The sequence below is a fragment of the Kibdelosporangium aridum genome (assembly GCF_900176515.1).
In the GTDB taxonomy this organism is placed as follows: domain Bacteria; phylum Actinomycetota; class Actinomycetes; order Mycobacteriales; family Pseudonocardiaceae; genus Kibdelosporangium; species Kibdelosporangium aridum.
The window spans coordinates 1,185,535-1,210,176 of record NZ_FWXV01000002.1 but is presented as its reverse complement, the minus strand read 5'-3'; the positions used below and the strand labels follow the sequence as shown (position 1 = coordinate 1,210,176).

Below are 24,642 nucleotides of genomic sequence, written 5' to 3'. Positions count from 1 at the left end.
GAGCGTCAGCGACGCGGCGCCGTAGTCAACCAATTTCCGGCAGGGTTCAGCGGTGGCTTGAACCCACCACTGCGGCGACGTCCATGACGTGCCGGGCGAAGAGCTTTGGGTGGGTCATGGGCAGGTAGTGGCCGGTGCCTGGGATCACGATCAACCGGCCGTTCTGTGCTGCGGCAAGGAACTTGCGCTCATGTATGCGCAGGTGGTCGTGGCCGCCGTTGATGAACCACGTCGGCCCGGGGTAGCTCGACATCGCGGAGAGCGGGTCGAACGCGCGTAGAGCCGCCACGACGGAGGGCATCGCGGACGTGGCGAAGGGGCCGGTTGTTGCGAACTTGGCCACGTCGGGCGGCAGCACGGAGTTCAGGATGCGGCGGGTCAGGCCGTCGCCGCCGTCGGGAAGGCTGGTGAGGACCTTGTGCATGACCAGGAATGGTGCTGTGGCGGCGCGACTAGGGATCGCCGTCGCGCCCGCAACGATGAGGCCTGCCACGCGCGAGGGGCGCGCGGCGGCGGTGGCCATCGAGACGTAACCGCCCAGCGAGTGGCCGACGACCAACGCCCTGCCGCCCAAGGCGTCGATCGCATCCGAAACGACAGACACTGCCGCCGCCATGGTGAACGTGTCGCCGAGGCGCTTGCCGTGCCCGGGCAAGTCGACGGCCAGGCCGAAGTCGAAAGTGGCCCAGGCACCCGCGTTCGCGCGGATGCCGTGAACCAGGACGATCGGGACCATACCGCCGACGCTACTCGTGGCGGATGATCACCTCGATCACGCGAGGTTGCCGCTTGAGGAACAGTCCGGCGAGCAGACCAAGGGCCACGCCAGCCGCGACGGGGGCGACGCGCTTCAGCAGCGGCTGCAGAACCAGCGCCGCGCCGTCCATCGCCTCAGGCTCGGCGACGGCAGCGGCAGCAGCAGCCGGAGCCGGGGAACCGTTGGTGGCGAAGGAGTTCTCCACGTTCTTGGCGAACTGGTCGATCAGTCGCTGCGACACCTCGCCGATCACGCCCCGGCCGAACTGGGCCACCTTGCCGCGGATCATCAGGTCCGTCTCGATCGACACCTTCGAGCCGGAGCCGTCGGGCACGACGCGAGCCGTCACGTGCGCGTCGGCGTTGCCCTGGCCGTGCTGTTCGCGGCCGGAGGCCTTCAGCACCGCGGTCCGGGAGGCCTCGTCCACCGACAGGAACTTCACTGTGCCGGTGTAGGAAACCCCGAGCGGTCCGACTTTCACCTTCACTTCGCCGGCGTACGTCGAGTCGTCCACACGTCCGGTCAGTCTGCTGCCAGGCATGCACCCGGACACCCGCTCGACGTCCAGCAAGGTCGAGAAGACCTTCGCCGGGTCCTGAGCGATGTGGACTTCGTTGGTCAGCTTCATCAGATGTCCATCAATGCCTTACGTTGCCCGCCGTCGACGGGGATGTGAGCGCCGTTGATGAAGCTAGCCTTCGGCGACGCCAGGAACGCGACCAGTGCCGCGACCTCGTCGGGCTCACAGATCCGGCCGAACGGGATCGAGCTGGTGGCCAGCTCGTGCGCACGGGCCTGGTCGACCTTCTTGTCCCGCGCGAACGCCTTTTCCAAGGTGTCCCAACGGTCTGTGTTCACCGGGCCCGGGTTGACCGTGTTCACGCGGACACCGTAGCGGCCGTACTGCTCGGCGATGGACGACGCGAAGTTGATGTCGGCGGCGTTGGCGACGCCCGCGGTCAGCTCCCAGTAGCTTGGCTTGAGGCCGTCGTTGCCGACGACGAGCACGATGGAACCCGAGCCGCGCTCCTTCATGTGCGGGATGACCGCGCGCACTGACCGCACGTAGCCCATGAACTTCAGGTTCAGGCTGGACATCCACTGCTCTTCGGTCAGCTCCTCGAGCAGGCCGCCCGGCGAGCTTCCGGCGCACGTGACCAGCGTGTCGATCCGGCCGAAGCGTTCCAAAGTGGCTGCGACGCAGCGCTCGACGTCCTCGGACTTGCTCATGTCGCCCGCCATCGGCACGACTGTCCGGCCGCTCGCGGCGGCGATCTCCTTCGCGGTCACCTCAAGGGATTCCGCCGTCCGCGCGGTGATCACCACGTCCGCCCCCTCGGCGGCGAGGTGTTCGGCGACCGCCCGGCCGATGCCCTTGCTGGCTCCGGTCACGAAGGCGACTTTGTCCGTCAGCTGCAGGTCCATGAACCACTCCTCACCTCGGGCGTGATATTTGGTATACCAGATCTGCTCGGGCGGAAGCGAGGGTCAATCCGGCCGGTGTCCCCTCGATCATGGTCCCGAGCTGGCACAACGTTGCCTCCGAACCCCGTGCGCCGACCAGTTGGGCGCCGACGGGCAGGCCGTCGGCAAGTCCCGCAGGCACCGACAAAGCGGGCAAACCGGTGATCGAGGCCAATGCGGTGAAGCGGAAGTATTTGTTCTCCAACCCATCGGTACCCAACGGCGCCGCGGGCAATGGCGTGACGGGCAACAAGATTGCGTCCAACTCAGTTGGGAACGTCCAAGGCGGGAACTCCACAACCGGCGACGACGGCTCCAGCACCTCGACCAGGTGCGGCGACAGCGAATCGCGACTGGACCAGTAGAGCGAGCGTGCCTCCGACTGCATCAGCGAGGACGCGGCGAACCGGGCGTCCGGAATCTCCACCTCGGTGAAGGAAACGTCCGGCAGAGCGGCCATCGTGGCCTCAAGCACGGATCGCACCTCGTGAGAGCAGAACCGAAGGCTGTAGCCGACCCGGAACGACGACGGCACAGGCCCGGCGACGCCGCCCATGGCTGTGAACATCCACAGGCAGTCCGCTGCGGTCAACGAGATCGGGCCGACCGTGTCCAGTGAAGGCGCCAACGGCTTGATGCCGTCCATCGGCAGCACGCCGTAAGTCGGTCGCAGCCCAGCGACACCGCACAGGCCTGCGGGAATGCGGATCGATCCGCCGGTGTCGGTGCCGAGTGCGTACCTCACGGCACCCACGGCGACAGCGACAGCGGACCCGCCACTGGACCCGCCCGCGTGCCGCGAAGGATCCCAGGGGTTCACGCACCCGGGCGTCATCACCGAATACGCCAGTTCCGGCATCGTCGTCCGGCCCATCTCGAAGCAGCCAGCCTCGACAAGACGCTGCCAGACCGTGGCCTCCGGGCCGATGTTGTCCTTGACCGCGACCGGGATCCCGGTCTCAGCACCGGAAACCGAGACGAACGCGCCAAGGTCCACAGCCCGTCGAACGGGAGAAGCCAAGCGTTTGCGGTCGATCTTGCCCATGTGGTTGCGCGGCAACGACTGCACCTCGAAGAACTGCTTCGGCACCTTGTACGGCGCCAGCAGCGACCGGGCGTGTGTGGCGAGATCAGCGGGTTCGCGGGTGACGACCCAAGCGGTCACTTGCTCGCCCCACTGCGGATCGGGCAACCCGGCGACGGCCGCCTCCACCACCGCGGGATGCTCCTCAAGCGCGAGCTCGACTTCCCGCGGGTACACGTTCATCCCGCCGGTGATGACGAGTTCCTTGCTGCGGCCCTTGATCACCAGATGCCCGTCGACGATCGCACCGAGATCCCCGGTCTTGAACCAGCCGTCCGGCGTGAACGGATCCTCGGCATCGCCCCAATATCCGGAGAACACCTGGGGCCCGCGTAACTGGATCTCCTCCTGCTCCAGCCGGACATGCACGCCAGGCAACGGAATTCCGACCGTGTCACCGCGTGGTGAATCAAGCGGATTGGACGTGTCCAGCCCGGATTCTGTTGTGCCGTAACGAACCAACGGCACTCGCGGCAGCTGCGCCGCCAACGCGGAGCTCAGCGGAGCGGAACCGCAGATACACAAGCGCAAGCCGGAGAACGCGTCTGGCGAGGACACCAGCCGCGAGTAGATCGTCGGCACAGCCATCAACACCGACGCCGTGCGCATCGAGGTGACAAGCGAGTCCGAGAACTTCGAGAAGATCCGCGCGGACGACCCGGCGAACAGCGTCGCGTGCACACCGCTGAGCCCGTGCTGGTGGAACAACGGCAATGCATGCGTCAGGACGTCGTCGGACGACCACCGCCACGCGGCCATCGCGGACCGGATCGAGGTCAGGATGTTCCGATGAGTCAGCGGAACGCCCTTCGGCTTACCAGTCGTCCCGGAGGTGTAGGCGAGCAACGCCACGTCGTCGGGTGCGCCGACCGGTTCGATGGGATCTCCCACCGGGACATCGAAATCCGAGAGCGTCAACGAAGCGCCCGAGTCGGCGACCAGATGTAACAGCTCAGCGGACGTGTACGCCGGGTTGGCGAGCACGACGATCATGCCCGCGCGTAACGCCCCCAAGTAGCACCGCACAAACCCCACCGACGAGGGCCCGACGAGCACTATCCGTGTCCCAGGCGAGTAGCGCGCGGCGAACCAGCCCGCAGCCGAGGCGGCCGCAGCGTCCAACTCCCCATGCGTGATCGAGACACCGTCGATCTCCAACGCGAGTTTCGCCGGGTAGCGGGTGGCGCTGGCCTGAGCGAGCAGGGGAATCGTCGAAGCGCCAAGCGATTGCACGTAAGCGAGCGGATCGGACACGTCAGGAAGGTGGACCCGCCACGACTCCTCGCTCCACGCGATACTCATACCGCCCCCGACCAGTTCGAACTGTTGCCCGTCCGTTCCGCGTCCAGCCGTTCCAGCAGGCCTTCCATCGCAGTGACTGCCTTGATCCGCGCGACCGCGTCGCTGACGAGACTGGCGATGTGCGCGACGGCCTGCTCGGCCGCCGCCCACGGATCGTCGGCGAGCGTGGTGAACCCCAGTCGATGCGCCTCTTCAGCATCCAGCCATCGGGAAGTCAGCAGCAAGTCCATCGCCGCACTTCGCCCGATCAACGCCGGCAGGATCCACGCGCCGACGGCCAGCCCATGCCCGGGTCCCACCCACCGGAACCGGGCGCCGGAGGAGGAAATTCGCAGGTCAGCGGCTGACGCGAGCTGTGCTCCGCCGCCGACGGCCGCTCCGGAGGCCACGGCGATCACCGGACCGGGGCGCGTGATCATCACCGCGTAGCACTGGTAGAGCAGATCGGACAGGCGCGTGCGTTCGGCGTCGGAGACTCGCAGGTCGGCGCCTGCGGAGAAGATCGTCGGGTCGGTGCTGCCGAGGAGAACCGGGACGGACGGCTCGGCTGACAGCGCGTCGAGCAGCGCGGTCACCGTCGCTTCGTCCATTGCATTGCGCTGCTCGGGTCGGTTCAGTTTGAGTCGCAAGAAGTCGTCAGATCTTTCTTGGACCAGGCACATGCTGAAATATGGTATACCAAGTCTGTCGGAGGGAGTTCCGTGAAGCCAGCGGCGTTCACCTATCACCGTGCGTACGACGTGAACGACACGATCGCGCAACTGGCCGAGCTCGGGCCGGATGCGAAGATCCTGGCCGGCGGGCAGAGCCTGGTCGCGATGATGAACTTCCGGCTCGCCCGGCCGAGCGCGCTGGTGGACATCACCCGCATCGCCGGTCTCGACTACCTGGAACGCGACGCCAAAGGATTGCGAATCGGCGCGCTGACCAGGCATCGGACCGTCGAGACGGCCAAGATCGACGGCTTCGAGGTGCTGTCGAAAGCCGCCAGGTGGATCGGCCACTACCCCATCCGCTGCCGTGGCACGTTCGGCGGCAGCATCGCGCACGGCGACTCCACAGCCGAGTGGTGCATCCTCGCGGTTCTGCTCGAGGCGCAGATCGTGCTGCAGGGACCACGTGGGAGACGTGAAGTCCCGGCGAACGAGTTCTTCCACGGCTTCTTCATGACCGCGACCGAGCCGGACGAGATGATCGTCGAGGTCCGCTTCCCCAAACCGGCGCCGCACGCGGCGTTGACCGAGTTCTCCCAACGACAAGGTGACTTCGCGGTCGTGGCCGCGAGTGCGCGGCTGGATCTCGCCGAGAAGGAGATCCTGACCTCCCGGATCGTGCTCGGCGGAGTCGGCCAGCAGCCATACGTGGTCGACGTGAACTTGGCGGGCCAACCCGTGAACGAGGAAACCTGGCGTGCGGCTGGAGAATCCGCCGCGGCACAGGTCGATCCGCCGTCAGACGGGCACGGCAGCAGCGCATACCGCAAGAAGCTCACGGCGACTCTGGTCGCGCGTGCGTTGGCTGAGGCCGCGGCATGACGGCATGGGTAGGGGCCAGGGTTCCCCGCAAGGAAGATCGCCGGATGTTGTTAGGGCGCGGTCGTTTCGTCGCCGACATGGTCCGCACCGACACTCTGCACGCGAGTTTCGTCCGCAGCCCCCATGCCTCCGCGACGATCAAGTCGATCGGCACCGCCGCGGCCAAAAAGGTCGACGGTGTGGTGGAAGTGTTGACGGGCAAGGATCTCGGCGATCCGTACCTGCAGTCCGTGTTGGAACGTGACGAGTTCAAGCCGACCAAGATGCCGATCCTGGCCACGGATCGCGTCCGGTTCGTGAGCGAACCGGTGGCCGTCGTGATCGCCGAAGATGCCTACGCGGCCGAAGACGGCGTGGAAGCGGTCGAAGTCGAGTGGGAGACCGGGCCGGCCGTGATGGACATCCGGGCGGCGCTCGCTGCTGAGTCGGAAGTCCACAGTGGAACGGGCAACTGCCTCGTCGACCTGGTCATGTTCGACGACCCGCGGCTCGACGCGATCTTCGGCGAAGCCCCGCTGACCATCGAGGCGACCTTCACCAGCGCCCGGGTTTCCGCGCTACCGATGGAAGGCCGCGTGACCATGGCCGAGTGGGACGACCGCGACGGCCAGGTCATCGTGCACACGTCGACCCAGGTGCCGCATCAGACCAGGTCCGGAATCGCGCAGGCGTTGGGTGTCCCCGAACGGGCTGTCCGGGTGATCGCCCCGGACGTCGGCGGCGGCTTCGGCCAGAAATGCGTGGTCAGCCGGGAGGAAGTGGTCCTCGCGGCGGCCGCGATGCGGTTGAACCGCCCGGTGATCTGGATCGAGGATCGCCAGGAGAACCTGACCGCGTCGGTGCACGGCCACGAGCAGGAGTACGAGGTCACGGCCGCGTTCGACCACGACGGCCGGATCCTCGGCCTGGCCGCGGACATTCGCTGCGATATCGGCGCGTACTCGGTCTATCCGTTCACGTGCGCGGTCGAACCGTTGATGGCGGCGACCGAATTGCCCGGAATCTACAAGGTTCCGGCGTATCGGTCCCGCGGTCGTGGATTCGCCACGAACAAAGCGCCGACCGCGCCTTATCGGGGTGTGTCCAGGCCGCAGATCGTGCTGGTGATGGAACGGTTGATGGAGAAGGCGGCGGCAAGACTCGGTATCGACCCGGTGGAGATCCGGCGGCGCAACATGATCCTGCCCGGCGAGTTCCCGTACACCGGGGTCAACCGGATCACCTACGACGAGGGCAGTTACCTCGAATCGCTCGACCAGACCGAGAAGCGAATCACCGAGGCCGGCTGGTATGCCGAGCGAGACCGGTTGCGGGAGCAAGGACTTTACGCCGGAATCGGCTTCTCGTGTTTTTCCGAGCGAACCGCGTACGGCACACCGACGATGTCGCAGCGGCGAATGCGCATGACGCCCGGATACGACACCGCACATGTGCGAATGGACCCGTCGGGTGAGGTCATCGTGACCACGGGGACATCCGGTCATGGGCAGGGCCACGAAACGACGTTCGCCCAAATCGTCGCCGACCAACTGGGGATTCATCCGGACCAAGTCCGGCTCCGGCAGGGCGATACCGATCTGACCTCCTACGGCTGGGGCACATTCGGCAGCCGGTCGATCGTGATCGGCGGTGGCGCGGCCCGCAAAGCAGCGGACACAGTGGCCGGTCAGCTCAAGAAGGTGGCCGCCCACCTGTTGGAGGTCGGCGAGGACGACGTCGAGTTGGCCGAGGGCAAAGCCGGTGTCCGCGGCGTGCCGGATGTTTCACTGCCGATCAGCGAACTGGCCAGGGTAGTGCATTTCCAAACCCACAAGCTGCCCGAGGAATGCCGTTATGGGCTGGAGGCGCGGGAAAGCTCCGATCCGCCGGGAACGTTCTCCAATGCGTGCCACGCCGTCCTCGTTTCAGTAGACCCAGGAACCGGCGAAATCCGTGCGCGGAAGTTCATGGTCGTGGAAGACTGTGGCGTCATCATCAATCCGTTGGTGGTGGACGGCCAAGTGCGCGGCGGTGTCGCGCAGGGGATCGCGGCCGCGCTCTACGAACGGATCACCTTCGACCAAGAAGGACAACCGACCAGCACGACGTTGATGGACTATCTGGTGCCGACCGCGAACGAGATCTGCCCGATCGAGATTCACCACCTGGAAACGCCATCGCAGTTCAGCGAGAACGGTTCCAAAGGGATGGGCGAGGGCGGCACAATCGGCGCGCCCGCCGCGGTGCTCAACGCGATCAACGACGCGCTGAGCCACCTCGGCGTCCAGTTCGACCACATTCCCGTTCTGCCGGAGGACGTGTTGGCATGAAGGACATCCACCTGATCGCCTTGACGGTCAACGGGAAAGCGCACGAGATCGTGGTCGAATCGCGGCGAACGCTGGCTGACGTGCTGCGACACGATCTTGGCTACACCGGTACGCACATCGGCTGCGAACACGGAATCTGCGGTGCCTGCACGGTTTTGCTCGATGGCCAGCCGGTCCGTGCTTGTCTGATCTTCGGCGTGCAGGCCGACGGCTGTGACGTCCGGACAGTCGAAGGCCTCGCGGACGGTGAGGAACTGTCCGACCTGCAAAAAGCGTTCAGCCGCTGCCATGGGCTGCAGTGTGGTTTCTGCACACCGGGATTCCTGATGCTGTCCGAGGCATACCTGTCCGAACAAGACGGTGTGCCGGACGAGTCCGAGGTCCGCGAGGTGATGGCGGCCAACATCTGCCGTTGCACCGGCTACCAGGGCATTGTCAAGGCTGTGCGGCAAGTCGCCGAGGAGCGCGCGGGATGACTTCCATCGGCGAGCGCGTCCCGCGCAAGGAGGATCCACGGCTGCTGCGCGGTCTTGGTCGCTTCGGCGATGACCAGGACCGTCCGGGCCAGTTGTGGCTCCGCGTGGTGCGTTCGCCGGTGGCGCACGGCCGTCTGGTTTCGATCAGCCGACCGAATGGTGCTCAGGTCGTCACGGCCGAGGATCTCCCACCAGGATTGCGAATTCCGGTCCGGCTGAAGGTCCAGGACATCGACCTCAGCGACCACCTCCAGCCCGTGCTCGCCGCTGAGGAAGTCCGTTACGTCGGCGAACCCGTCGCCGTGGTCTTGGCCGACGACCCGTACGAAGCCGAAGACCTGGCCGAACTCGTCCAGGTGGAGATCGACGAACTACCGGTCACAGTGGACACCGCGGCCGGCGTGCGGGCCGCGGAGTTCGAGCTGGGATACGGCGACGTCGAAGCCGCGTTCGGCAAAGCCGACCACGTCGTGCAGATCGAGTTCGACGTCGGCAGGCACAGCGCGGTCCCGTTGGAGCCACGTGCGTTGCTGGCCGATGTGGATCCCTCGACCGGCGCGTTGCAGATCTTCGGAATGACCAAGGTTCCGGTGTTCAACCGGGACGTGCTGGCCACGATGATCGGCATCGACGAGAACCTGGTCCACGTACACGCGATGGACGCGGGCGGCGGTTTCGGCGTGCGTGGCGAGTTCTACCCCGAGGACTTCCTGGTGCCGTGGCTGGCGTGGAAGCTGCGCCGCCCGGTCAAGTGGGTCGAGGACCGCGCCGAGCACCTGGTCGCGGTGAACCATTCCCGGCAACAGCAGCACGTCATAGCAGCGGCCTTCGACAACGAAGGAACGTTGCTCGGCCTCAAGGACGACGTGCTGCACGACAACGGCGCGTACGCCCGGACACATGGGATCATCGTGCCGGAGCTGACCTTGGCGATGTTGCCTGGTCCGTACCGTGTTCCGGCCTTCCACGGCCGGATCCGCGTGATGTTGACGAACAAGACCCCTTGCGGCACATACCGTGCGCCCGGCCGGTTTGAGGGAACCGCGGTCCGTGAGCAACTGCTCGACGTCGCCGCCGACCGGATCGGCATCGACCGGGTGGAGCTGCGTCGCAAGAACCTGCTGACCGCGGACGAACTCCCGCACACCAGGGCGATGAGCACGCTCGGCACGGATGTCGTCCTCGATTCCGGCGACTACCTGGGACTGCTGGACAAGGCGATGGTCGAAGCCGACCGTCTCGGCTATCTGTCCCAGCTGGAATCGCTGAAGGCACAAGGCCGCAAAGTCGGCCTCGGGGTCGCGATGTTCCTGGAGAAGAGCGGCCTGGGCCCGCAGGAGACCGCCGACGTCACGATCGGGACCTCCGGCGATGTGCGGGTGTACTCCGGTGGAACCTCGCTCGGCCAAGGCATCGAGACGATCCTCGCGCAGGTCACCGCGGACGCGTTGACCGTTGATCCGGCCGTGGTCACCGTGATCAACGGCGACACGGTGTTGCAGCCGTTCGGCGGCGGGTCATGGGCTTCCCGATCCACGGTCGTCGGTGGTAGCGCGGTGCACCGGGCGGCGTTGGCGGTACGGGAACGTGCGATCCGGATGGCGTCCCGCATGCTCGAGGTGTCCGAGGAAGACCTGGAGGTCAGCGCGGGCACGATCGGCGTGAAAGGTGCACCCGGTTCGAGCGTCTCGTACGCCGATGTTGCGAAAGCCTGCCGCCCGGGTAGTCCGTACCTGCAGCCGGACGAACCTGCCGGGCTCAGTGCGCGGCGCAGGTTCGAAGTCGAACACATGACTTACCCGTACGGTGTGCACGTCACGCTGGTGGACGTGGACACCGGCACCGGCCGGGTGAAGGTGCTGCGCTACCTGGTCGCCTACGAAGTCGGGCGCGCGATCAACCCGACTTTGGTCGAAGGTCAGCTACTCGGTGGTGTCGCGCAGGGGGTCGGGGGCGCTTTGCTGGAGGAGTTCCGGTATGACGAGGCCGGACAACCACAGGCGGTGACGTTCATGGACTACCTGATGCCGACGGCGGCCGAACTGCCGCAGATCGACATCCTGGTGGCACAGGACGCACCCGCACCGGGCAATCCCCTTGGGGTGAAGGGGGCCGGTGAGGGAGGACTGACCGCGGCAGGCGGAGCCATCGCGGGGGCGATCAGGGACGCGTTGGGCCTCACCGGTCCGGTGGGGCGCTTGCCGATGACCGCGGAGCGGGTGCGTGGTCTGGACAAGGAGGGGAAATGACGGAGTCGACACAACAACAACCGGCGCTGAACTACGTCAGCAAGACTGACATGGTGGTCGCGCTGATCCGTGAGCTGATCATCACCGGCGAGCTGGCCGCCGGAAAGCAGCTGCGGCAGCGGGACTTGGCCGCGCGGTTCCACGTCAGCCAGACGCCGGTGCGTGAGGCGATGCGCAGACTGGAGTCCGAGGGCCTGGTGATCGGCGACGCGCACCGCGGGTTCACGGTTGTCGAAGCCGACTCCGGGTCGACCGAGGAGAACTTCCAGATCCGTGCGGCTTTGGAGTCCCTTGGGGCGGCGTTGGCCGCGCCCAAGATCGACGAGGCCGGGATCGCCAAGCTGACGGATCTGAACGAGCGGATGCGCGAACTCGCCGAGGATGATCCGACGTACCCCGAGTTGAACCGCGAGTTCCACTTCACGCTTTACGAGTACTCGCACAGCCCGCTTTTACTGTCCCTGATGCGTTTGCTCTGGCAGGCCCTGCACGGCGGCCCCCGCGTCGCCCGCAGTCACGCCGAGTCCATCAGCCAGCACGAGCTGATCATCGACGCGCTGCGCCGGGGCGACGCGGAAGCCGCACGCAAGGCGACCTACGAGCACATCATGGGAGCAGCACCTCTCGATTGACCTGGTCGAGCTCGCGGTCCTTCGTCTCCGGTGCGGCAACGGCCATCCACAGCGATGCCAGCGCCAGCAGCACCCCGATCACCAGGAAGGTCATCGGCAGACCGAGGTACGGCCAGAGCAGCGACCCGAAGATCAACGGGACGAACCCGGCGCCGATCCGGCTGATCGTCGACGCCCAGCCGAATCCACTCGCCCGCAGCCGCGTCGGGTAGAGCTCGGAGACGTACGCGTACAGCGCCGGGATCGTCAGCTCGATGACGAACCCGAACACCCCGATCCAGAACTTGGCCGCACCGGGAATGTCCAGCTGGATGGCGAAAACCACCATGGCGAGCGCGGAAACCGGCCCGGACAACCCGATCACCCACTTGCGACCGACCACATCGACCAGCCACGCGGACACGAGCACGCCCACGATGCCGACGGCCGTCATCAACGTGGTCACCATGAATGCCGCGTAGTTGCCGTACCCCTGAGCTCGCAGAATCGACGGCAACCACGTCAAAGCGCCGTAGTACAACAGGAAAACCGTGAGGAACAACGCCCATGAGGCCGAGGTGATCTTCGCGCTGTAGCGCCACAGATCCCTGAACTGCTGGACCATGCTCATCGCGGAAAGCCGCGGCATCCGTTCTGGCGGCGGAAGTTCCCACGGTCCGACCTTCGCACCGGTTTTGGCGATCAAGCCGTCGATGACAGCCCTGGCTTCCTTGTCCTTCCCGCGCCGCACCAAGTACATCGGCGACTCGGGTACGGAAAGCCTGACCCAGAACAAAAGCAGCGCGGGCAGCACCATCACGAGCAGCATCGCCCGCCAGTTCGGTTGCAGCGCAGTGGAAACGACACCGCACAGGGTCGCGCCGATCGGCCACCACACGTCCATCGCGGTGAGTACGCGGCCACGAACCTTCGCCGGGGTGAACTCGCCGACCAGTGCGTAGTCCACCGGGATGCATCCGCCAAGCCCAAGCCCCGCAAGGAAACGGAACACACAGAAGGTCACGAAGTCCGGCGCCAGCGCGCCGGCGACGGAGAATACGGAGAACGTCAGCAAAGTGAGGCTGAAGGCCCGTTTCCGGCCGATGGTGTCGGCGATCCCGCCCCACGCGAACGCGCCGATCGCCATCCCGATCAGGTTCGCGGTGCCCACCCAGGCGCCCTCTGCCTTGGTCAGGCCCCACTCGTCGGAGACGAGCGGGATCAGGAACCCGTTCAACGTGACGTCCCACGCGTCGAACATGAACCCGAGCCCACCGACTAAGAAGATCGTGCCTTGAGCTCGCCAACGCCATGGCAGCTCCTGAACGACCTGGTCATCCGTGCGCATCAGTGCCTCCTCGGGGAACGGAGGAGTCTGGTATACCAAGTGATATACCATATTTCAAGAGGTGGATCCTGGGGTGGCGATCGACAAGGCTGGTATGCCAAGTGGGTATGCCAAGAACTGGCGAGGAGGGCTCGTGCCGACGATCCAGACTGATGACGGGGTGAACCTGCACGTCGAGGAGACCGGGACCGGCTTCCCGCTGCTCTTCATCCACGAGTTCGCGGGTGACCACCGCAGCTGGGAACCGCAGGTGCGGTACTTCTCCAACACCCACCGCTGCATCACGTACTCGGCTCGCGGCTACCCACCCTCGGACGTGCCGCAGGACCCTGGCGCGTACTCGATGCAGCGTGCGGTCCAGGATGCGATCGCGGTGCTCGACGGCCTGGAAATCAAGAAAGCCCACGTGGTTGGCCTGTCGATGGGCGGCTTCACCGCTCTGCACTTGACTCTCAAGCATCCGGACCGAGTGGTCTCGGCGGTGGTCGCGGGCGCGGGCTACGGCGCACACCCCGAGAAGCAGGAAGGGTTCCGCGCCGAGAGCCACGCGACTGCGGACTCGTTCGAACACAAAGGGGCCGCTGAGGTCGCCAAGACGTACGCCGTTGGTCCGGCACGGGTGCAGTTCCAGAACAAGAACCCGCGTGGCTGGGCCGAATTCGCCGAAGCCTTGGCGGGACACGACTCACTCGGCTCCGCGTTGACCATGCGAGGCGTACAGGCCTCGCGACCTTCGCTCTACGCGATGAAAGACGACTTGGCGAAGATCCGAACACCGGTGCTGATCGTCGTCGGTGACGAGGACGAAGGCTGTCTCGAACCCGACTTGATGCTCAAGCGGACCATTCCGACATCCGGATTGGCCGTGCTCCCGCAAACCGGTCACACGGCCAACCTCGAAGAGCCGGATCTGTTCAACTCCACTGTGGACAGGTTCATCAGTGCGGTGGACCGGGGCGCCTGGCGGACACGCGATCCGCGGTCACTGACCGGCGCCACCATGTAGCTCGCGGCCGTACCGCGCGAGCACTCGGGCACGCAGCTCAGGATCGTTGCGGGGCACGGGTTCCAGGAAGATCTCGGTCAGTTCCGGGAACTCGGCCCGCAACTCCGCCTCGATCCGCACGCACGCACGTTCCAGGTCCGCCGCGCCCAGCGAGTCGTCGAAGTCAAGCCGGGCGCACAGCAACACGCTGTCCGTACCCGTGGTCATCGTCAGTAGGTCGACGACCGCTTCGACCTCCGGTATCGCACGCAACCGCTTGCCCACAGCGAAAACCAGGACGGGGTCGGCTTGGCGGCCGATCAACAAACCCCGGTTGGTACGGCTCAACAGGTACGCCACCGCCGCGAGCAACAAACCAATGAGCACCGACGCGATGCCGTCCGCCAGCTGTGAGCCGGTGATCTGGTGCAATCCGATGCCCGCGAACGCGATGAACAGACCAATCAACGCGGCGGAGTCTTCGAACAACACCGTCTTGCTCGTCGGGTCGTCGCTGTGGCGCAGGTATTCGAACAGAGTCCGGTTCTGCTCCTTGGCTTCCCGGCGAGTCTGGCGTACCGCCTGCGTCCACGACACCATCTCCAGCGCGAACGCGATGGCCAGCACGATGTAGGCGATGATCGGCGATTCCTGCTCGACAGTGGGGCCGAAGATCGCTTCGAAGCCTTCGTAGAACGAGAACACCGCGCCGGACACGAAGATCGACACGGCCGCGAGCAGCGACCAGAAGTAGCGTTCTTTGCCGTAACCGAAGGGATGCCTGCGGTCGGCCGGTCGCGCGGACGTGCGCAACGCGGTCAACAACAGCGCCTCGGTGAACGTGTCCGCCACCGAGTGTGCCGCCTCGGCGAGCATCGCGGCCGAGCCGGTGATCAGCCCGGCGACCGCCTTCATCACCGCGATCGCCAGGTTGACCAGCAGTGCCAGGACGACGGTGAGCGTGCTCTCGCCGCCCGGTTTGTCCTCTTTGGTCTCGGTCACAGCTCTGCCGCGCCGATCGCGCGGTGGAGGGTCGGGTACGCCAGGATCATGCCCTCCAGTGTGGCGGCCGGGACCTGCGCGTGCACGGCCACAACCAGTGCACCCACGGACGTCCGAAGTGGAGACAGGAAATTGCCTTAGCCACGGGACAAACCGGACACCTGCTTGGTGGCGAGAACCTGCATGAACATTGGGAACCGGCGCCACCGGTCCCAGCCGGCTGCCGGCGAGTCGTCGTGCGGCATGGGTTCCCTGATCGTCTCGATCAGCAGTCCTGCCTTGTACAAAGCCTCGCAGTACGTGGTGATCGACCGGTGCCAGCCGCTGAAGTGCATCGAGATGCCGTCCCTCGTGGCCACCGCGCTGAACGGCTGAGTCCGCAGATACGAGCCGTCGATGACGAACGGCGCCTCGGGGTCGTCCCGGTCGAACCCGATCGAGTCGGCGACCGGGTGCACCATCGTGATGGCCAGCCTTCCGCCTGGCTTGATCACCCGGGCGAACTCGCGCAAAGCGCCGTCGAGGTCGTCGACGTCCATCAACATGTTGTAGGAAACCAGCAGATCCACTGAGGCATCGGGAAAAGGCAGGTCCTTGGCCTCTCCGGCGACGTACTTGCCGTCCGGGTGCGCCTCCTGCGCCGCCTTGCGCAGGCTGCCCGACGGCTCGACGCCAGTCACGTCATAGCCACGTTCGGCCAGGTCCCGGGAGAGGCGGCCTTCGCCGCACCCGACGTCGACGGTGACCCCGCCGGGCGCGGGTATCAGATCGAAGAACCTCTCCCGGTAATGCCAATAGGCATCGAACCCTGGCTTGCGTGCCCACTCGATCCAGTTGGCTGCCTGCGATTCCCAGTGCTGAGTGTCAGAAGTAGTCACTAGCTGACTGTAGGAACCTCGTCATCTGATTTCTCCGGCTGCGGAAGACCGCGTTTCACGGCTGTCAGCAAGAGCTGCGAAACGTCCACGACCTCGACGTTCTGGTTCGCGATGCCGTCGCTCTTGCGCTGGGTCAAGCCGTCGTTGAGCATCACGCGGCAGAACGGGCAACCCGTGGCGATCTTCGTCGGCGCGGTGCCGAGGGCCTCGTCCACCCGCTCGACGTTGATCCGCTTGCCGATCCGCTCTTCCATCCACATGCGAGCACCACCGGCACCACAGCACATCGAGCGGTCGGCGTGCCGCGGCATCTCCCGCATCGACACACCGGAGGACTCGATCAGCTCACGCGGAGCCTCGTAAACCTTGTTGTGACGGCCCAAGTAGCACGGGTCGTGGTACGTGACGTCCTCGGCGACCGGCGCGACCGGCACCAGCTTGCGCTCGCGCACCAGGCGGTTCAGCAGCTGCGTGTGGTGCATGACCTCGACGGTCAAGCCGAGTTCCGGATACTCGTTGCCGATGGTGTTGAAGCAGTGCGCACACGTCGCGACGATCTTGCGGACCTTGCGGTCCTCGAACACCCCGTTGAGGACTTCGACGTTCTGCTGGGCGAGCATCTGGAACAGGAACTCGTTGCCCGCGCGGCGCGCCGGGTCACCCGTGCATGCCTCCTCCGAGCCGAGGACCACGTACTTCACGCCCGCGATGTGCAGCAGTTCAGCGACCGCCCGCGTGGTCTTCTTCGCCTTGTCCTCGAACGCACCCGCGCAACCGACCCAGAACAGGTACTCGAAGTCCTGGGTGCCGTCGTACACCGGGACCTCGAAGTCCAGCTCCTTCGTCCACTCCAGGCGGTCCTTGGCGTTCTGGCCCCACGGGTTGCCCTTGTTCTCCAGGTTCTTGAACATCCCGTTCAGCTCGGCCGGGAAGTTCGACTCGATCAGCACCTGGTAGCGGCGCATGTCGACGATGTGGTCGACGTGCTCGATGTCCACCGGGCACTGCTCGACACAGGCACCGCAGGTCGTGCACGACCACAGCGCGTCCGGGTCGATGATGTCGCCGACCAGTGCCTTCTCCGACTCGGCCAACGCGAGCACGTCGATGCCCGCGTGCGAGTCCAGGCCGATCTCGTCGCCTGCCATGTCCCGCTTGCCACCGGCCAGCAGGTAGGGCGCCTTGGCGTAGGCGTGGTCACGCAGCTGCGTGATGACCATCTTGGGGGACAACGGTTTCTCGGTGTTCCACGCCGGGCACTGCGACTGGCACCGGCCGCACTCGGTGCACGTGGTGAAGTCCAGCCAGCCCTTCCACGAGAAGTCCTCGATCTTGCCCGCGCCGAAGACGTCCTTCTCCGGATCGGCTTCCTCGAAGTCCAGCGGCTTGCCGCCGCTCATCATCGGCTTGAGCGCACCGAGGGCCGTGCCTTCGTCGCGCTTGAAGTAGATGTTGAAGAACGCGGTGAACCGGTGCCACGCCACACCCATCGTGGTGTTCAGCGAGATCACGATCAGCCAGACCATCGCGGAGAAGATCTTCATCGCGGCGAAGATCGACACCAGCGCGGGCTCGGCGGGCAGTACCGAGCCGATCAGCTTGGTCACCGGCGCGGACCAGGTCGGCACGTCGAAGTAGCCCGCGGCGTACTTGGCGGCCCGGATGCCCATCACACCAAGGCCTTCGACCAGCACGATCGCCTCGACGAAGTACGCGCGGCCCATCCGCGAGCCGGTGAACCGGGACTTGCGGCCCTTGAAGCGCGGGTGGTTGCTCAGCCGGATGTAGATCAGGCCGAGGATGCCGAGGACCGTGGTCAGCCCCAGCAGCTCGACGAACAGGTTGTACGGCCCCCAGTGGCCGATCACCGGCAGGTCCCACGCGGGCACGAACACCTCGCCGTACGCGGCGACGACGCTCAGGATCAGCCCGCCGAACCCGGCCATCACGAACCAGTGCAGCACACCGACGTGGCTCCACTTGAGCATCCGGGTGTGCCCGAGGACCTCTTTGAGCATCACGCGGATACGACGGCCGAAGGGGCCGTTGCGCGTCGAGTCCGGCTGTCCCAGCCGGATCGTGGCGAGCATGCGCCGCACAGTCATGGTCGTCATGACGACCGCGACCGCGGTCAGCACGACGCAGAGGATGCCGAGGATCAGCCCCAAGCCTGTCATGGCGGTGACGGTATCCAGGGTTACTCGCCAGTAACTAGTCGCACGTGATCTGGATCGCTCAAATTGCCTTGGTATTGGGACCATCGTCCCGTTAGTTTGGTCGTGTGCCTCCTTACCTGCTATTAGCGATCGCCATCGTCGGTGAAGTCGCCGCGACGACCGCGCTCAAGCTGTCCGAGAACTTCTCCAAGCTGGTGCCGTCGATCGTGGTCGTGGCCGGCTACGTGGTCGCGTTCGGCGTGCTCGGCAAACTGCTGAAAGACGGGTTCCCGGTTGGGGTCGCGTACGCGATCTGGGCCGCCGCAGGCATCGCCGCGGTCGCGGCCATCGGGGCGGTGTTCTTCGCCGAACCGGTCAACTGGACGATGGCCGGTGGCCTGCTGCTGGTCATCGGCGGCGTCGTGATGCTCGAACTCGGGAGGGCGCACTGATCACACAACCGGACGGTAGGAAAGCCCGGGGGGATCGCCGCAGGCAGGAGCTGATCGAGGCGACTCTCCGGGTGATCGAACGCGACGGTGTGGCCGGCGTGACGCACCGGACCGTCGCCAAGGAGGCCGGGGTACCGACGACCTCGACGACGTACCACTTCTCCAGCCTCGAAGACCTGCTCACGGCCACGCTCACCCAGTGCGCGAGCGGTTTCAGCACGGCTGTGCGTGACTTGGTCGAGCGAGCCAGGATCAGGGGAAGCCAGGGCGCACGCGAGGTCGCCGAGATGATCGTCGAGGCGCTCGGCCCGGAGCGCGGCCGCACCATGGCCGAGTACGAGCTCTACCTCTACGCCGCACGCAACCCCGCCCTCCGCCCGGCCGCCCGGCTCTGGCTGGACGTGCTGACAAGCCTTGTGCAGCACGACGACGAGGTCGCGTTCCGGGCGTTCCTGGCCGGGATGGACGGTCTGTTGATGCAAGGCCTGATCGACGACGAGCTGCCCACCGTCGCCGAGCTGGAACCGGTGATCGCATACCTGATGCGACCCTCAAAACCCTGATCTTGATCAGCCAGGGCTCTGCCCTGATGGCTTACGGGCGGTCAGCCGAAAGGCTTACGGCATGCGAAAAACCGTTGTCGCACTCGCCACTGCCGCCGCTGTCACGCTGACCGCGATGCCCGCGCAAGCCACCACCCTGCCACCGCTGAAAGAGGACTTGCTGAAAGCGTCGATCTCGGGCTTACCGAACCCCGAGACAACGGGCGCGCTGGTCCGGATCACCGGACGGGCCGGGGAGTTCAGCGGCGTGTCCGGAGTCGCCAACCTGGAGACCAACGCCCCGGTCAACCCACGCGGCAGCTTCCGGATCGGCAGTACCACCAAGGTCTTCACCGCCGTCTTGGTGCTCCAACTGGCCCAGGAACGCCGGATCGACCTCGATGCACCCGTGCAGCGGTACCTGCCGGGCGTGCTGCCCGCGAACTATCCGCCGATCCCGGTCTACACGTTGCTGGATCACACCTCCGGCCTGCCGCACATCGACATCCCGCAACTGGCCGACCCGCAGTGGGTCGTCGACCACCGGTTCGACAGCTGGACTCCGGCGGAGGTTCTCGCCACCGCGACGAAACACCCGCACGAGTTCACCCCCGCGACAGCGCAGAAGTACAGCAACACCAGCTACATCGTGGCCGGGATGCTCGTCGAGAAGATCACCGGCCAGTCCTACCGGCGTGCCTTGCGCGAGCGGATCACCGACCCACTCGGCCTTTGCCACACCTACGAACCCGGCAACGACCCGCACCTGCCGAACCCCGCCGCACGCGGCTACATCACAGTCCAGGGCAAGCTCGTCGACGTGACCGAGATGAACCAGTCGATCCCGTGGGCAGCGGGCGGGATGATCTCCACGGCATCGGAGCTCGACATGTTCATAACCGCGTTGTTCCGTGGCCGCCTGCTTGGCCCGGCGATGATGGACCGGCTGTTCAAGGTGCCCGCCGTCGAGACGGTGAACAACGGCGGACCGGCCATGTACAGCCAGGGCTTGCAGACGATCACGCTCAACGGCGTGACCATGTGGGGCAAGACAGGCAGCCGGTACGGCTACTCCAGCGGCGTGTTCGCCACCCGTGACCTGGCCCGCAGGGCGGCGTACTCGGTCAACGTGACCACGAAGTCAACCGAGGGCCAGCCGCAGATCGTGCTGAAAATCGCCGACGCCGCCACCCGGTGAGATCTCGCCGCGAACGGTAGTTTCGTTCTTGTGATAGGACTGCCGGATTCGATCAAGGCCCTGCTGTTCGATCTCGACGGAGTGCTCACGGGCACCGCTGAGCTGCACAAGCAGGCGTGGAAGCGCACGTTCGACGCCTTCCTCGCCGGTCGGGAAGGACAGCTGCCCTTCACCGAACAGGACTATCTGGACTACGTCGATGGCAGGCCGCGCGCCGACGGGGTACGCACGTTCCTCGCGTCGCGCGGCATTCAGCTGCCGGAGGGCGGCCCGGACGACCCGCCGAGCGCCGAGACGGTCAACGGGGTCGGCAACCGGAAGAACGAGCTGCTGCTGTCGATCATCCAGAACGAAGGTGTGCGGCCGTATCCCGGTTCCCGCCGCTACGTGGAGGCCGCTCGGGACGCCGGGCTGAAGATCGGTGTGGTGACGTCGTCGGCCAACGGCGCCGCTGTGCTGGAGGCGGCCGACCTGAGCCAGTTCGTCGAGGCGAGGGTCGACGGGGTGACGATCGTGTCCCAAGGGCTGCGCGGCAAGCCGGCGCCGGACTCCTTTCTGGCCGGTGCCAAGGCTTTGGGCGTCCTGCCGGCTGAGGCCGCGGTCTTCGAGGACGCGCTCTCAGGTGTACAAGCTGGGCGAGATGGGAAGTTTGGGTTTGTTGTCGGAGTTGATCGCGCGAACCAGGCGGACGCCTTGCGCGCGCACGGCGCCGACATCGTCGTGACGGACCTCGCCCAACTGCTGGAGGCGCGTGATGGACAAGCCTAGCTACGAGATCTCGCCGTGGCAGTTGCGCTGGCGTGGCCTTGACCTGGATGCGTTGCGCCGCACGGAATCCACTTTCGCGCTGGCCAACGGCCACATCGGACTGCGCGGCACGTTCGAGGAAGGCGAGCCGCGCGGCCTGCCCGGCACGTACCTCAACGGCTTCTACGAGCAGCGACGGCTGCCGTACGCCGAGGCAGGCTACGGCTTCCCGGAGGACGGGCAGACGGTCGTCAACGTGACCGACGGCAAGATCATCCGGCTGCTGGTCGAGGACGAACCGCTCGACATGCGCTACGGCCGAGCCCTGGAGCACGAGCGTGTCCTGGACTTCCGGTCCGGCACGCTGCGGCGGCGCACCGTATGGGAGTCGCCGACCGGTCGGCGGGTGCGGATCACCTCGGAGCGCCTGGTGTCGTTCACCCAGCGCGCGATCGCCGCGATCAACTACTCCGTCGAGCCGCTGGACGACAAGATCCAACTGGTGGTGCAGTCCGACCTGCTGGCCAACGAGCCCGTGGTGTCCCGCACCGCCGATCCCCGGGTCGCCGCGGCGTTGGACAAGCCGTTGATCAGCGACCACGCGTCGGCTCGGGGCTATCGGGCGGTGCTCGCCCACCACACCCGGGCGTCCGACCTGCGCATGGCCGCGGCCATGGACCACGAACTGCACCTCGACGAGGACAACATCCGCACGGAGATCAAGGCCGAAGACGATCTCGCGCGCCTGACCGTCGCAGCCGACGTGCCCAAGGGCAGCAAGCTGACGCTCACCAAATACCTGGCGTACGGCTGGTCCAGCAAACGCTCGTCACCCGCGTTGCGTTCACAAGTCGACGCGGCATTGGTCGGCGCACTGCAGACCGGCTGGGACGGCCTGCTCGCCGAACAAAGGTCCTTTTTGGACGAATTCTGGGACACCGCGGACATCGAGATCGAAGGCGACGCCGAACTGCAGCAGGCGGTCCGGTTCGCGCTGTTCCACGTCCTGCAGGCCGGGGCCCGCGGTGAGACCAGGGCGATCCCGGCGAAGGGCCTGACCGGTCCAGGATATGACGGCCACGCCTTCTGGGACACGGAATCCTTTGTCCTGCCGGTGCTGACGTACACCATCCCGGACGCGGCCCGCGACGCACTGCGCTGGCGTTACTCCACTTTGGACAAAGCGCGGGCCAGGGCGAGAACCCTGTGCCAGGAAGGCGCCGCGTTCCCATGGCGCTCGATCAACGGCGAGGAATGCTCCGGCTACTGGCCTGCGGGCACGGCGGCGTTCCACATCAATGCCGACATCGCCGACGCGGTCATGCGCTACCTGTACGCGACACAAGACAAGCCGTTCGAGTCCGAATGCGCGGTGGAGTTGCTCGTTGAGACCGCCCGGCTGTGGATGAGCATCGGCCACCACGACACACATGGCCGCTTCCGCATCGACGGCGTCACCGGGCCCGACGAGTACACGGCCGTCGTGGACAACAACGTCTACACAAACCTGATGGCACGCCGTAATTTGCGCGCCGCAGCGGCTGTCGCCGAGGCCAACCCGTCCCTCGCACACGACCTGGGCGTCGACACCGAGGAAGCATCCCGCTGGCGTGACGCGGCCGACGACATGGTTGTGTTGTACGACAAGGAACTCAAGGTCCACCCGCAGTCGGAGTGCTTCACCGACCACGCCCGCTGGGACTTCCACACCACCCCGGCGGAGAACTATCCGCTGCTGCTGAACTACCCGTACTTCGACTTGTACCGCAAGCAGGTCGTCAAGCAGGCCGACCTGGTGCTTGCTTTGCACCTGTGCGGCGATGAGTTCACCCCCGAGGAAAAAGCCCGCAACTTCGCGTACTACGAAGCACTGACCGTCCGGGACTCGTCGTTGTCGGCGTGCACCCAGGCCGTCATGGCCGCAGAGGTCGGACACCTCGAACTGGCCTACGACTACTTCGCCGAAGCCGCGCTGACAGACCTGCACGACCTGCACGACAACGTCCAAAACGGACTCCACATCGCCTCCCTCGCCGGCGCGTGGATGGCCGCCGTCGCAGGCTTCGGCGGAATGCGTGACCACCACGGCAAGCTCACGTTCGCACCACGCCTGCCACCGGAACTGACCAAGATCGCCTTCCGGATGACGTTCCGCGGCAGCAAGATCGGCGTGGAGATCCGCCCGGAACGCGCGGCCTACCGGCTGTACTCGGGCGAACCACTGGACCTGTCGCACCACGGCGACCCGTTCACCCTGGGCACCGAACCGGTGATCCTGCCGATCCCCGGACCACCCGACCACCCCACACCCCAGCAGCCGCACGGCCGAGCCCCCACCCGCCGCCGCCCGCGCTGAAACCGGCGTGTCCTGCTTTCCGGCACTATGAAACTCCCCCGCAAGGCTGATCCGAACGGGGGTAGGGCTAGCACCAAGGTCTGAACGGAAGGCAACTCCAGCGCGCCGAACTGCCCTGACGCGTAACTTCCTTGCTGACGATCCACTCAGGGTCGGCTACCCGGGTCGGCTCGGGGTGGTCCCGGATGCCGGGGCCGGGCCGGCTCAATAGTTTTGGACCGTCGTCGAAGAAGCGGATGGGGAGCGGAAGATGGACTTGTCTCGTCGTGTTGTGCTGGGGGTCTGCGCGATCGGCGTGGGGACGCTTCTGCTGTCCGGCTGCGAGGGATTCCGGGTCTCGTCGAACACTTTCAGCGACTCGACGGACCTCACGCAGAAAGTCGCCACGGTCCGGATCGACAACGGTTCGGGGGCCGTGCGGATCCGGGCCGGGGCGACGCCGTCCGTGCGGCGCACTGTGTACTACCGAGATAACAACCAGCCTGGGCAGACCCATCGGGTCGAGGGGGACACGCTGGTGCTGGAGAACTGCAAGCAGCGCAACTGCTCGATCGACTACGAGGTCACGTTGCCTGCCGCGGCCAAGATCATGGGTGAGGTCGGGTCGGGCGAGATCGACGTCGCGGGCATGGCCGAGGTGGGGGTGCGGTCCGGGTCAGGGGACATCCGGGTCCGGGACATCTCCGGACCGGTCGCCGTCAACGTCGGCTCGGGACGGGTCGAGCTGATCGGCCTCGCCCAGTCCGCCGTTGTCGACGCGAGCTCCGGGGACGTCACGCTCAGCGACGTCAAGGGGGACGTCACCATCCTGTCGCGGTCCGGCGAGGTCAACGCCAGCGGGATCGGCGGGAAGGCGGCGGTGGAGAGCTCGTCCGGTGACGTCCGGGTCGACATGGCCACTGCCCAGAGCGTCAAGGTGACCGCGAGCAGCGGCCGGATCAACGTGACCGTGCCGCGCGGCCAGATGTACAAGGCGGACGTCACCACCAGCAGCGGCGAGAAGCTGGTCAACATCGACACCAGCCCGCAGTCGCCGTACGTGCTTGACCTGGACGCGAGCAGCGGCGACATCCACGTCGACTACCGCGTCTGATCTTTCGGGGAACAAACCCCGCACCCCGCTCGTTGGCCTGTCAGGAAGGTTGAGCGGCATCCGCTCAAGTCTGATTTGACCGGCGATGACTCCTGGTA

20 protein-coding genes and 1 pseudogene are annotated in these 24,642 nt (G+C 66.0%); 12 read left to right on the top strand and 9 right to left on the bottom strand.

Annotated features, from left to right (window positions below; genetic code table 11):
• Positions 1 to 46 precede the first annotated feature (46 nt).
• The 5 genes from B9C43_RS15295 to B9C43_RS15275 are packed head-to-tail and all read right to left on the bottom strand — an operon-like array spanning position 47 to position 5,269.
• Positions 47 to 736: an alpha/beta fold hydrolase gene (locus tag B9C43_RS15295; protein ID WP_033382351.1), complete on the bottom strand. Its 690-nt coding sequence runs from the start codon at positions 734 to 736 to the stop codon at positions 47 to 49.
• Positions 737 to 746: 10 nt separating this feature from the next.
• Entirely contained in the window at positions 747 to 1,385 is a 639-nt protein-coding gene (locus B9C43_RS15290) for an SRPBCC family protein (protein ID WP_084427054.1), read from the bottom strand.
• Positions 1,385 to 2,182, bottom strand: a complete 798-nt coding sequence (locus tag B9C43_RS15285) for an SDR family oxidoreductase (RefSeq protein ID WP_033382350.1) — start codon at positions 2,180 to 2,182, stop codon at positions 1,385 to 1,387. Before B9C43_RS15285 ends, B9C43_RS15290 begins: the two co-directional genes overlap by 1 nt.
• Before the next feature lie 10 nt (positions 2,183 to 2,192).
• Positions 2,193 to 4,607, bottom strand: a complete 2,415-nt coding sequence (locus B9C43_RS15280; RefSeq protein WP_084427052.1) for an AMP-binding protein — start codon at positions 4,605 to 4,607, stop codon at positions 2,193 to 2,195.
• On the bottom strand, positions 4,604 to 5,269 hold the full coding sequence (locus B9C43_RS15275; RefSeq protein ID WP_084427050.1) for an enoyl-CoA hydratase/isomerase family protein: 666 nt from the start codon (positions 5,267 to 5,269) through the stop codon (positions 4,604 to 4,606). The genes B9C43_RS15280 and B9C43_RS15275 overlap by 4 nt, the downstream gene beginning before the upstream one ends.
• Before the next feature lie 39 nt (positions 5,270 to 5,308).
• Here B9C43_RS15275 and B9C43_RS15270 point away from each other — a divergent pair, with 39 nt between their 5' ends.
• From B9C43_RS15270 to B9C43_RS15250, 5 genes and pseudogenes are all read left to right on the top strand, one after another.
• On the top strand, positions 5,309 to 6,142 hold the full coding sequence (locus B9C43_RS15270; protein WP_084427048.1) for an FAD binding domain-containing protein: 834 nt from the start codon (positions 5,309 to 5,311) through the stop codon (positions 6,140 to 6,142).
• Positions 6,139 to 8,253, top strand: a pseudogene (locus B9C43_RS15265) (xanthine dehydrogenase family protein molybdopterin-binding subunit); the annotation flags it as partial. The gene B9C43_RS15270 and the pseudogene B9C43_RS15265, both read left to right, overlap by 4 nt.
• A gap of 194 nt (positions 8,254 to 8,447) precedes the next feature.
• Positions 8,448 to 8,927, top strand: coding sequence for a (2Fe-2S)-binding protein (locus B9C43_RS15260; RefSeq protein WP_084427044.1), 480 nt, complete (start codon positions 8,448 to 8,450; stop codon positions 8,925 to 8,927).
• Positions 8,924 to 11,176 (top strand): xanthine dehydrogenase family protein molybdopterin-binding subunit, encoded by a 2,253-nt coding sequence (locus B9C43_RS15255; RefSeq protein ID WP_084427042.1) that lies wholly within the window; start codon positions 8,924 to 8,926, stop codon positions 11,174 to 11,176. Before B9C43_RS15260 ends, B9C43_RS15255 begins: the two co-directional genes overlap by 4 nt.
• Positions 11,173 to 11,808 carry a GntR family transcriptional regulator gene (locus B9C43_RS15250; protein WP_033382344.1) on the top strand — a complete coding sequence of 212 codons (636 nt, stop codon included), beginning with the start codon at positions 11,173 to 11,175 and terminating at the stop codon, positions 11,806 to 11,808. Before B9C43_RS15255 ends, B9C43_RS15250 begins: the two co-directional genes overlap by 4 nt.
• Here B9C43_RS15250 and B9C43_RS15245 read toward each other — a convergent pair.
• Positions 11,783 to 13,135 (bottom strand): MFS transporter, encoded by a 1,353-nt coding sequence (locus B9C43_RS15245; protein ID WP_084427040.1) that lies wholly within the window; start codon positions 13,133 to 13,135, stop codon positions 11,783 to 11,785. The genes B9C43_RS15250 and B9C43_RS15245 overlap by 26 nt on opposite strands.
• A 133-nt stretch (positions 13,136 to 13,268) precedes the next feature.
• Between B9C43_RS15245 and B9C43_RS15240 the strand changes: the two genes are divergently transcribed.
• Entirely contained in the window at positions 13,269 to 14,141 is an 873-nt protein-coding gene (locus B9C43_RS15240) for an alpha/beta fold hydrolase (protein ID WP_033382343.1), read from the top strand.
• Here the strand turns inward: B9C43_RS15240 and B9C43_RS15235 are convergent.
• From B9C43_RS15235 to B9C43_RS15225, 3 genes are all read right to left on the bottom strand, one after another.
• On the bottom strand, positions 14,118 to 15,122 hold the full coding sequence (locus tag B9C43_RS15235; protein WP_084427038.1) for a cation diffusion facilitator family transporter: 1,005 nt from the start codon (positions 15,120 to 15,122) through the stop codon (positions 14,118 to 14,120). The genes B9C43_RS15240 and B9C43_RS15235 overlap by 24 nt on opposite strands.
• Before the next feature lie 137 nt (positions 15,123 to 15,259).
• Positions 15,260 to 16,000 carry a class I SAM-dependent methyltransferase gene (locus tag B9C43_RS15230; protein ID WP_084427036.1) on the bottom strand — a complete coding sequence of 247 codons (741 nt, stop codon included), beginning with the start codon at positions 15,998 to 16,000 and terminating at the stop codon, positions 15,260 to 15,262.
• Entirely contained in the window at positions 16,000 to 18,177 is a 2,178-nt protein-coding gene (locus B9C43_RS15225) for a (Fe-S)-binding protein (protein WP_084427034.1), read from the bottom strand. Before B9C43_RS15225 ends, B9C43_RS15230 begins: the two co-directional genes overlap by 1 nt.
• Before the next feature lie 104 nt (positions 18,178 to 18,281).
• On the opposite strand from B9C43_RS15225, the gene B9C43_RS15220 reads away from it, so the two are divergent.
• The 6 genes from B9C43_RS15220 (at position 18,282) to B9C43_RS15195 (ending at position 24,544) form a co-directional block, all read left to right on the top strand.
• Positions 18,282 to 18,608 (top strand): DMT family transporter, encoded by a 327-nt coding sequence (locus tag B9C43_RS15220; RefSeq protein WP_033382339.1) that lies wholly within the window; start codon positions 18,282 to 18,284, stop codon positions 18,606 to 18,608.
• On the top strand, positions 18,605 to 19,171 hold the full coding sequence (locus tag B9C43_RS15215; RefSeq protein WP_033382338.1) for a TetR/AcrR family transcriptional regulator: 567 nt from the start codon (positions 18,605 to 18,607) through the stop codon (positions 19,169 to 19,171). Before B9C43_RS15220 ends, B9C43_RS15215 begins: the two co-directional genes overlap by 4 nt.
• Before the next feature lie 61 nt (positions 19,172 to 19,232).
• Positions 19,233 to 20,348, top strand: a complete 1,116-nt coding sequence (locus B9C43_RS15210; protein WP_084427032.1) for a serine hydrolase domain-containing protein — start codon at positions 19,233 to 19,235, stop codon at positions 20,346 to 20,348.
• A 30-nt stretch (positions 20,349 to 20,378) separates the two neighbouring features.
• Positions 20,379 to 21,116 carry an HAD family hydrolase gene (locus tag B9C43_RS15205; RefSeq protein WP_033382336.1) on the top strand — a complete coding sequence of 246 codons (738 nt, stop codon included), beginning with the start codon at positions 20,379 to 20,381 and terminating at the stop codon, positions 21,114 to 21,116.
• A complete protein-coding gene (locus B9C43_RS15200; protein WP_084427029.1) occupies positions 21,103 to 23,451 on the top strand; it encodes a glycoside hydrolase family 65 protein in 2,349 nt (782 codons plus the stop codon). Before B9C43_RS15205 ends, B9C43_RS15200 begins: the two co-directional genes overlap by 14 nt.
• Before the next feature lie 250 nt (positions 23,452 to 23,701).
• A complete protein-coding gene (locus tag B9C43_RS15195; protein WP_084427027.1) occupies positions 23,702 to 24,544 on the top strand; it encodes a DUF4097 family beta strand repeat-containing protein in 843 nt (280 codons plus the stop codon).
• Positions 24,545 to 24,642 lie beyond the last annotated feature (98 nt).

Bases quoted from the DNA above. Each gene is read 5' to 3' on its own strand.
- B9C43_RS15225 (WP_084427034.1), bottom strand. From the start codon at position 18,177: ATGACAGGCTTGGGGCTGATCCTCGGCATCCTCTGCGTCGTGCTGACC.
- B9C43_RS15285 (WP_033382350.1), bottom strand. From the start codon at position 2,182: ATGGACCTGCAGCTGACGGACAAAGTCGCCTTCGTGACCGGAGCCAGC.
- B9C43_RS15250 (WP_033382344.1), top strand. From the start codon at position 11,173: ATGACGGAGTCGACACAACAACAACCGGCGCTGAACTACGTCAGCAAG.
- B9C43_RS15275 (WP_084427050.1), bottom strand. From the start codon at position 5,269: ATGTGCCTGGTCCAAGAAAGATCTGACGACTTCTTGCGACTCAAACTG.
- B9C43_RS15245 (WP_084427040.1), bottom strand. From the start codon at position 13,135: ATGCGCACGGATGACCAGGTCGTTCAGGAGCTGCCATGGCGTTGGCGA.
- B9C43_RS15295 (WP_033382351.1), bottom strand. From the start codon at position 736: ATGGTCCCGATCGTCCTGGTTCACGGCATCCGCGCGAACGCGGGTGCC.
- B9C43_RS15290 (WP_084427054.1), bottom strand. From the start codon at position 1,385: ATGAAGCTGACCAACGAAGTCCACATCGCTCAGGACCCGGCGAAGGTC.
- B9C43_RS15260 (WP_084427044.1), top strand. From the start codon at position 8,448: ATGAAGGACATCCACCTGATCGCCTTGACGGTCAACGGGAAAGCGCAC.
- B9C43_RS15210 (WP_084427032.1), top strand. From the start codon at position 19,233: ATGCGAAAAACCGTTGTCGCACTCGCCACTGCCGCCGCTGTCACGCTG.
- B9C43_RS15200 (WP_084427029.1), top strand. From the start codon at position 21,103: ATGGACAAGCCTAGCTACGAGATCTCGCCGTGGCAGTTGCGCTGGCGT.
- B9C43_RS15255 (WP_084427042.1), top strand. From the start codon at position 8,924: ATGACTTCCATCGGCGAGCGCGTCCCGCGCAAGGAGGATCCACGGCTG.
- B9C43_RS15280 (WP_084427052.1), bottom strand. From the start codon at position 4,607: ATGAGTATCGCGTGGAGCGAGGAGTCGTGGCGGGTCCACCTTCCTGAC.
- B9C43_RS15195 (WP_084427027.1), top strand. From the start codon at position 23,702: ATGGACTTGTCTCGTCGTGTTGTGCTGGGGGTCTGCGCGATCGGCGTG.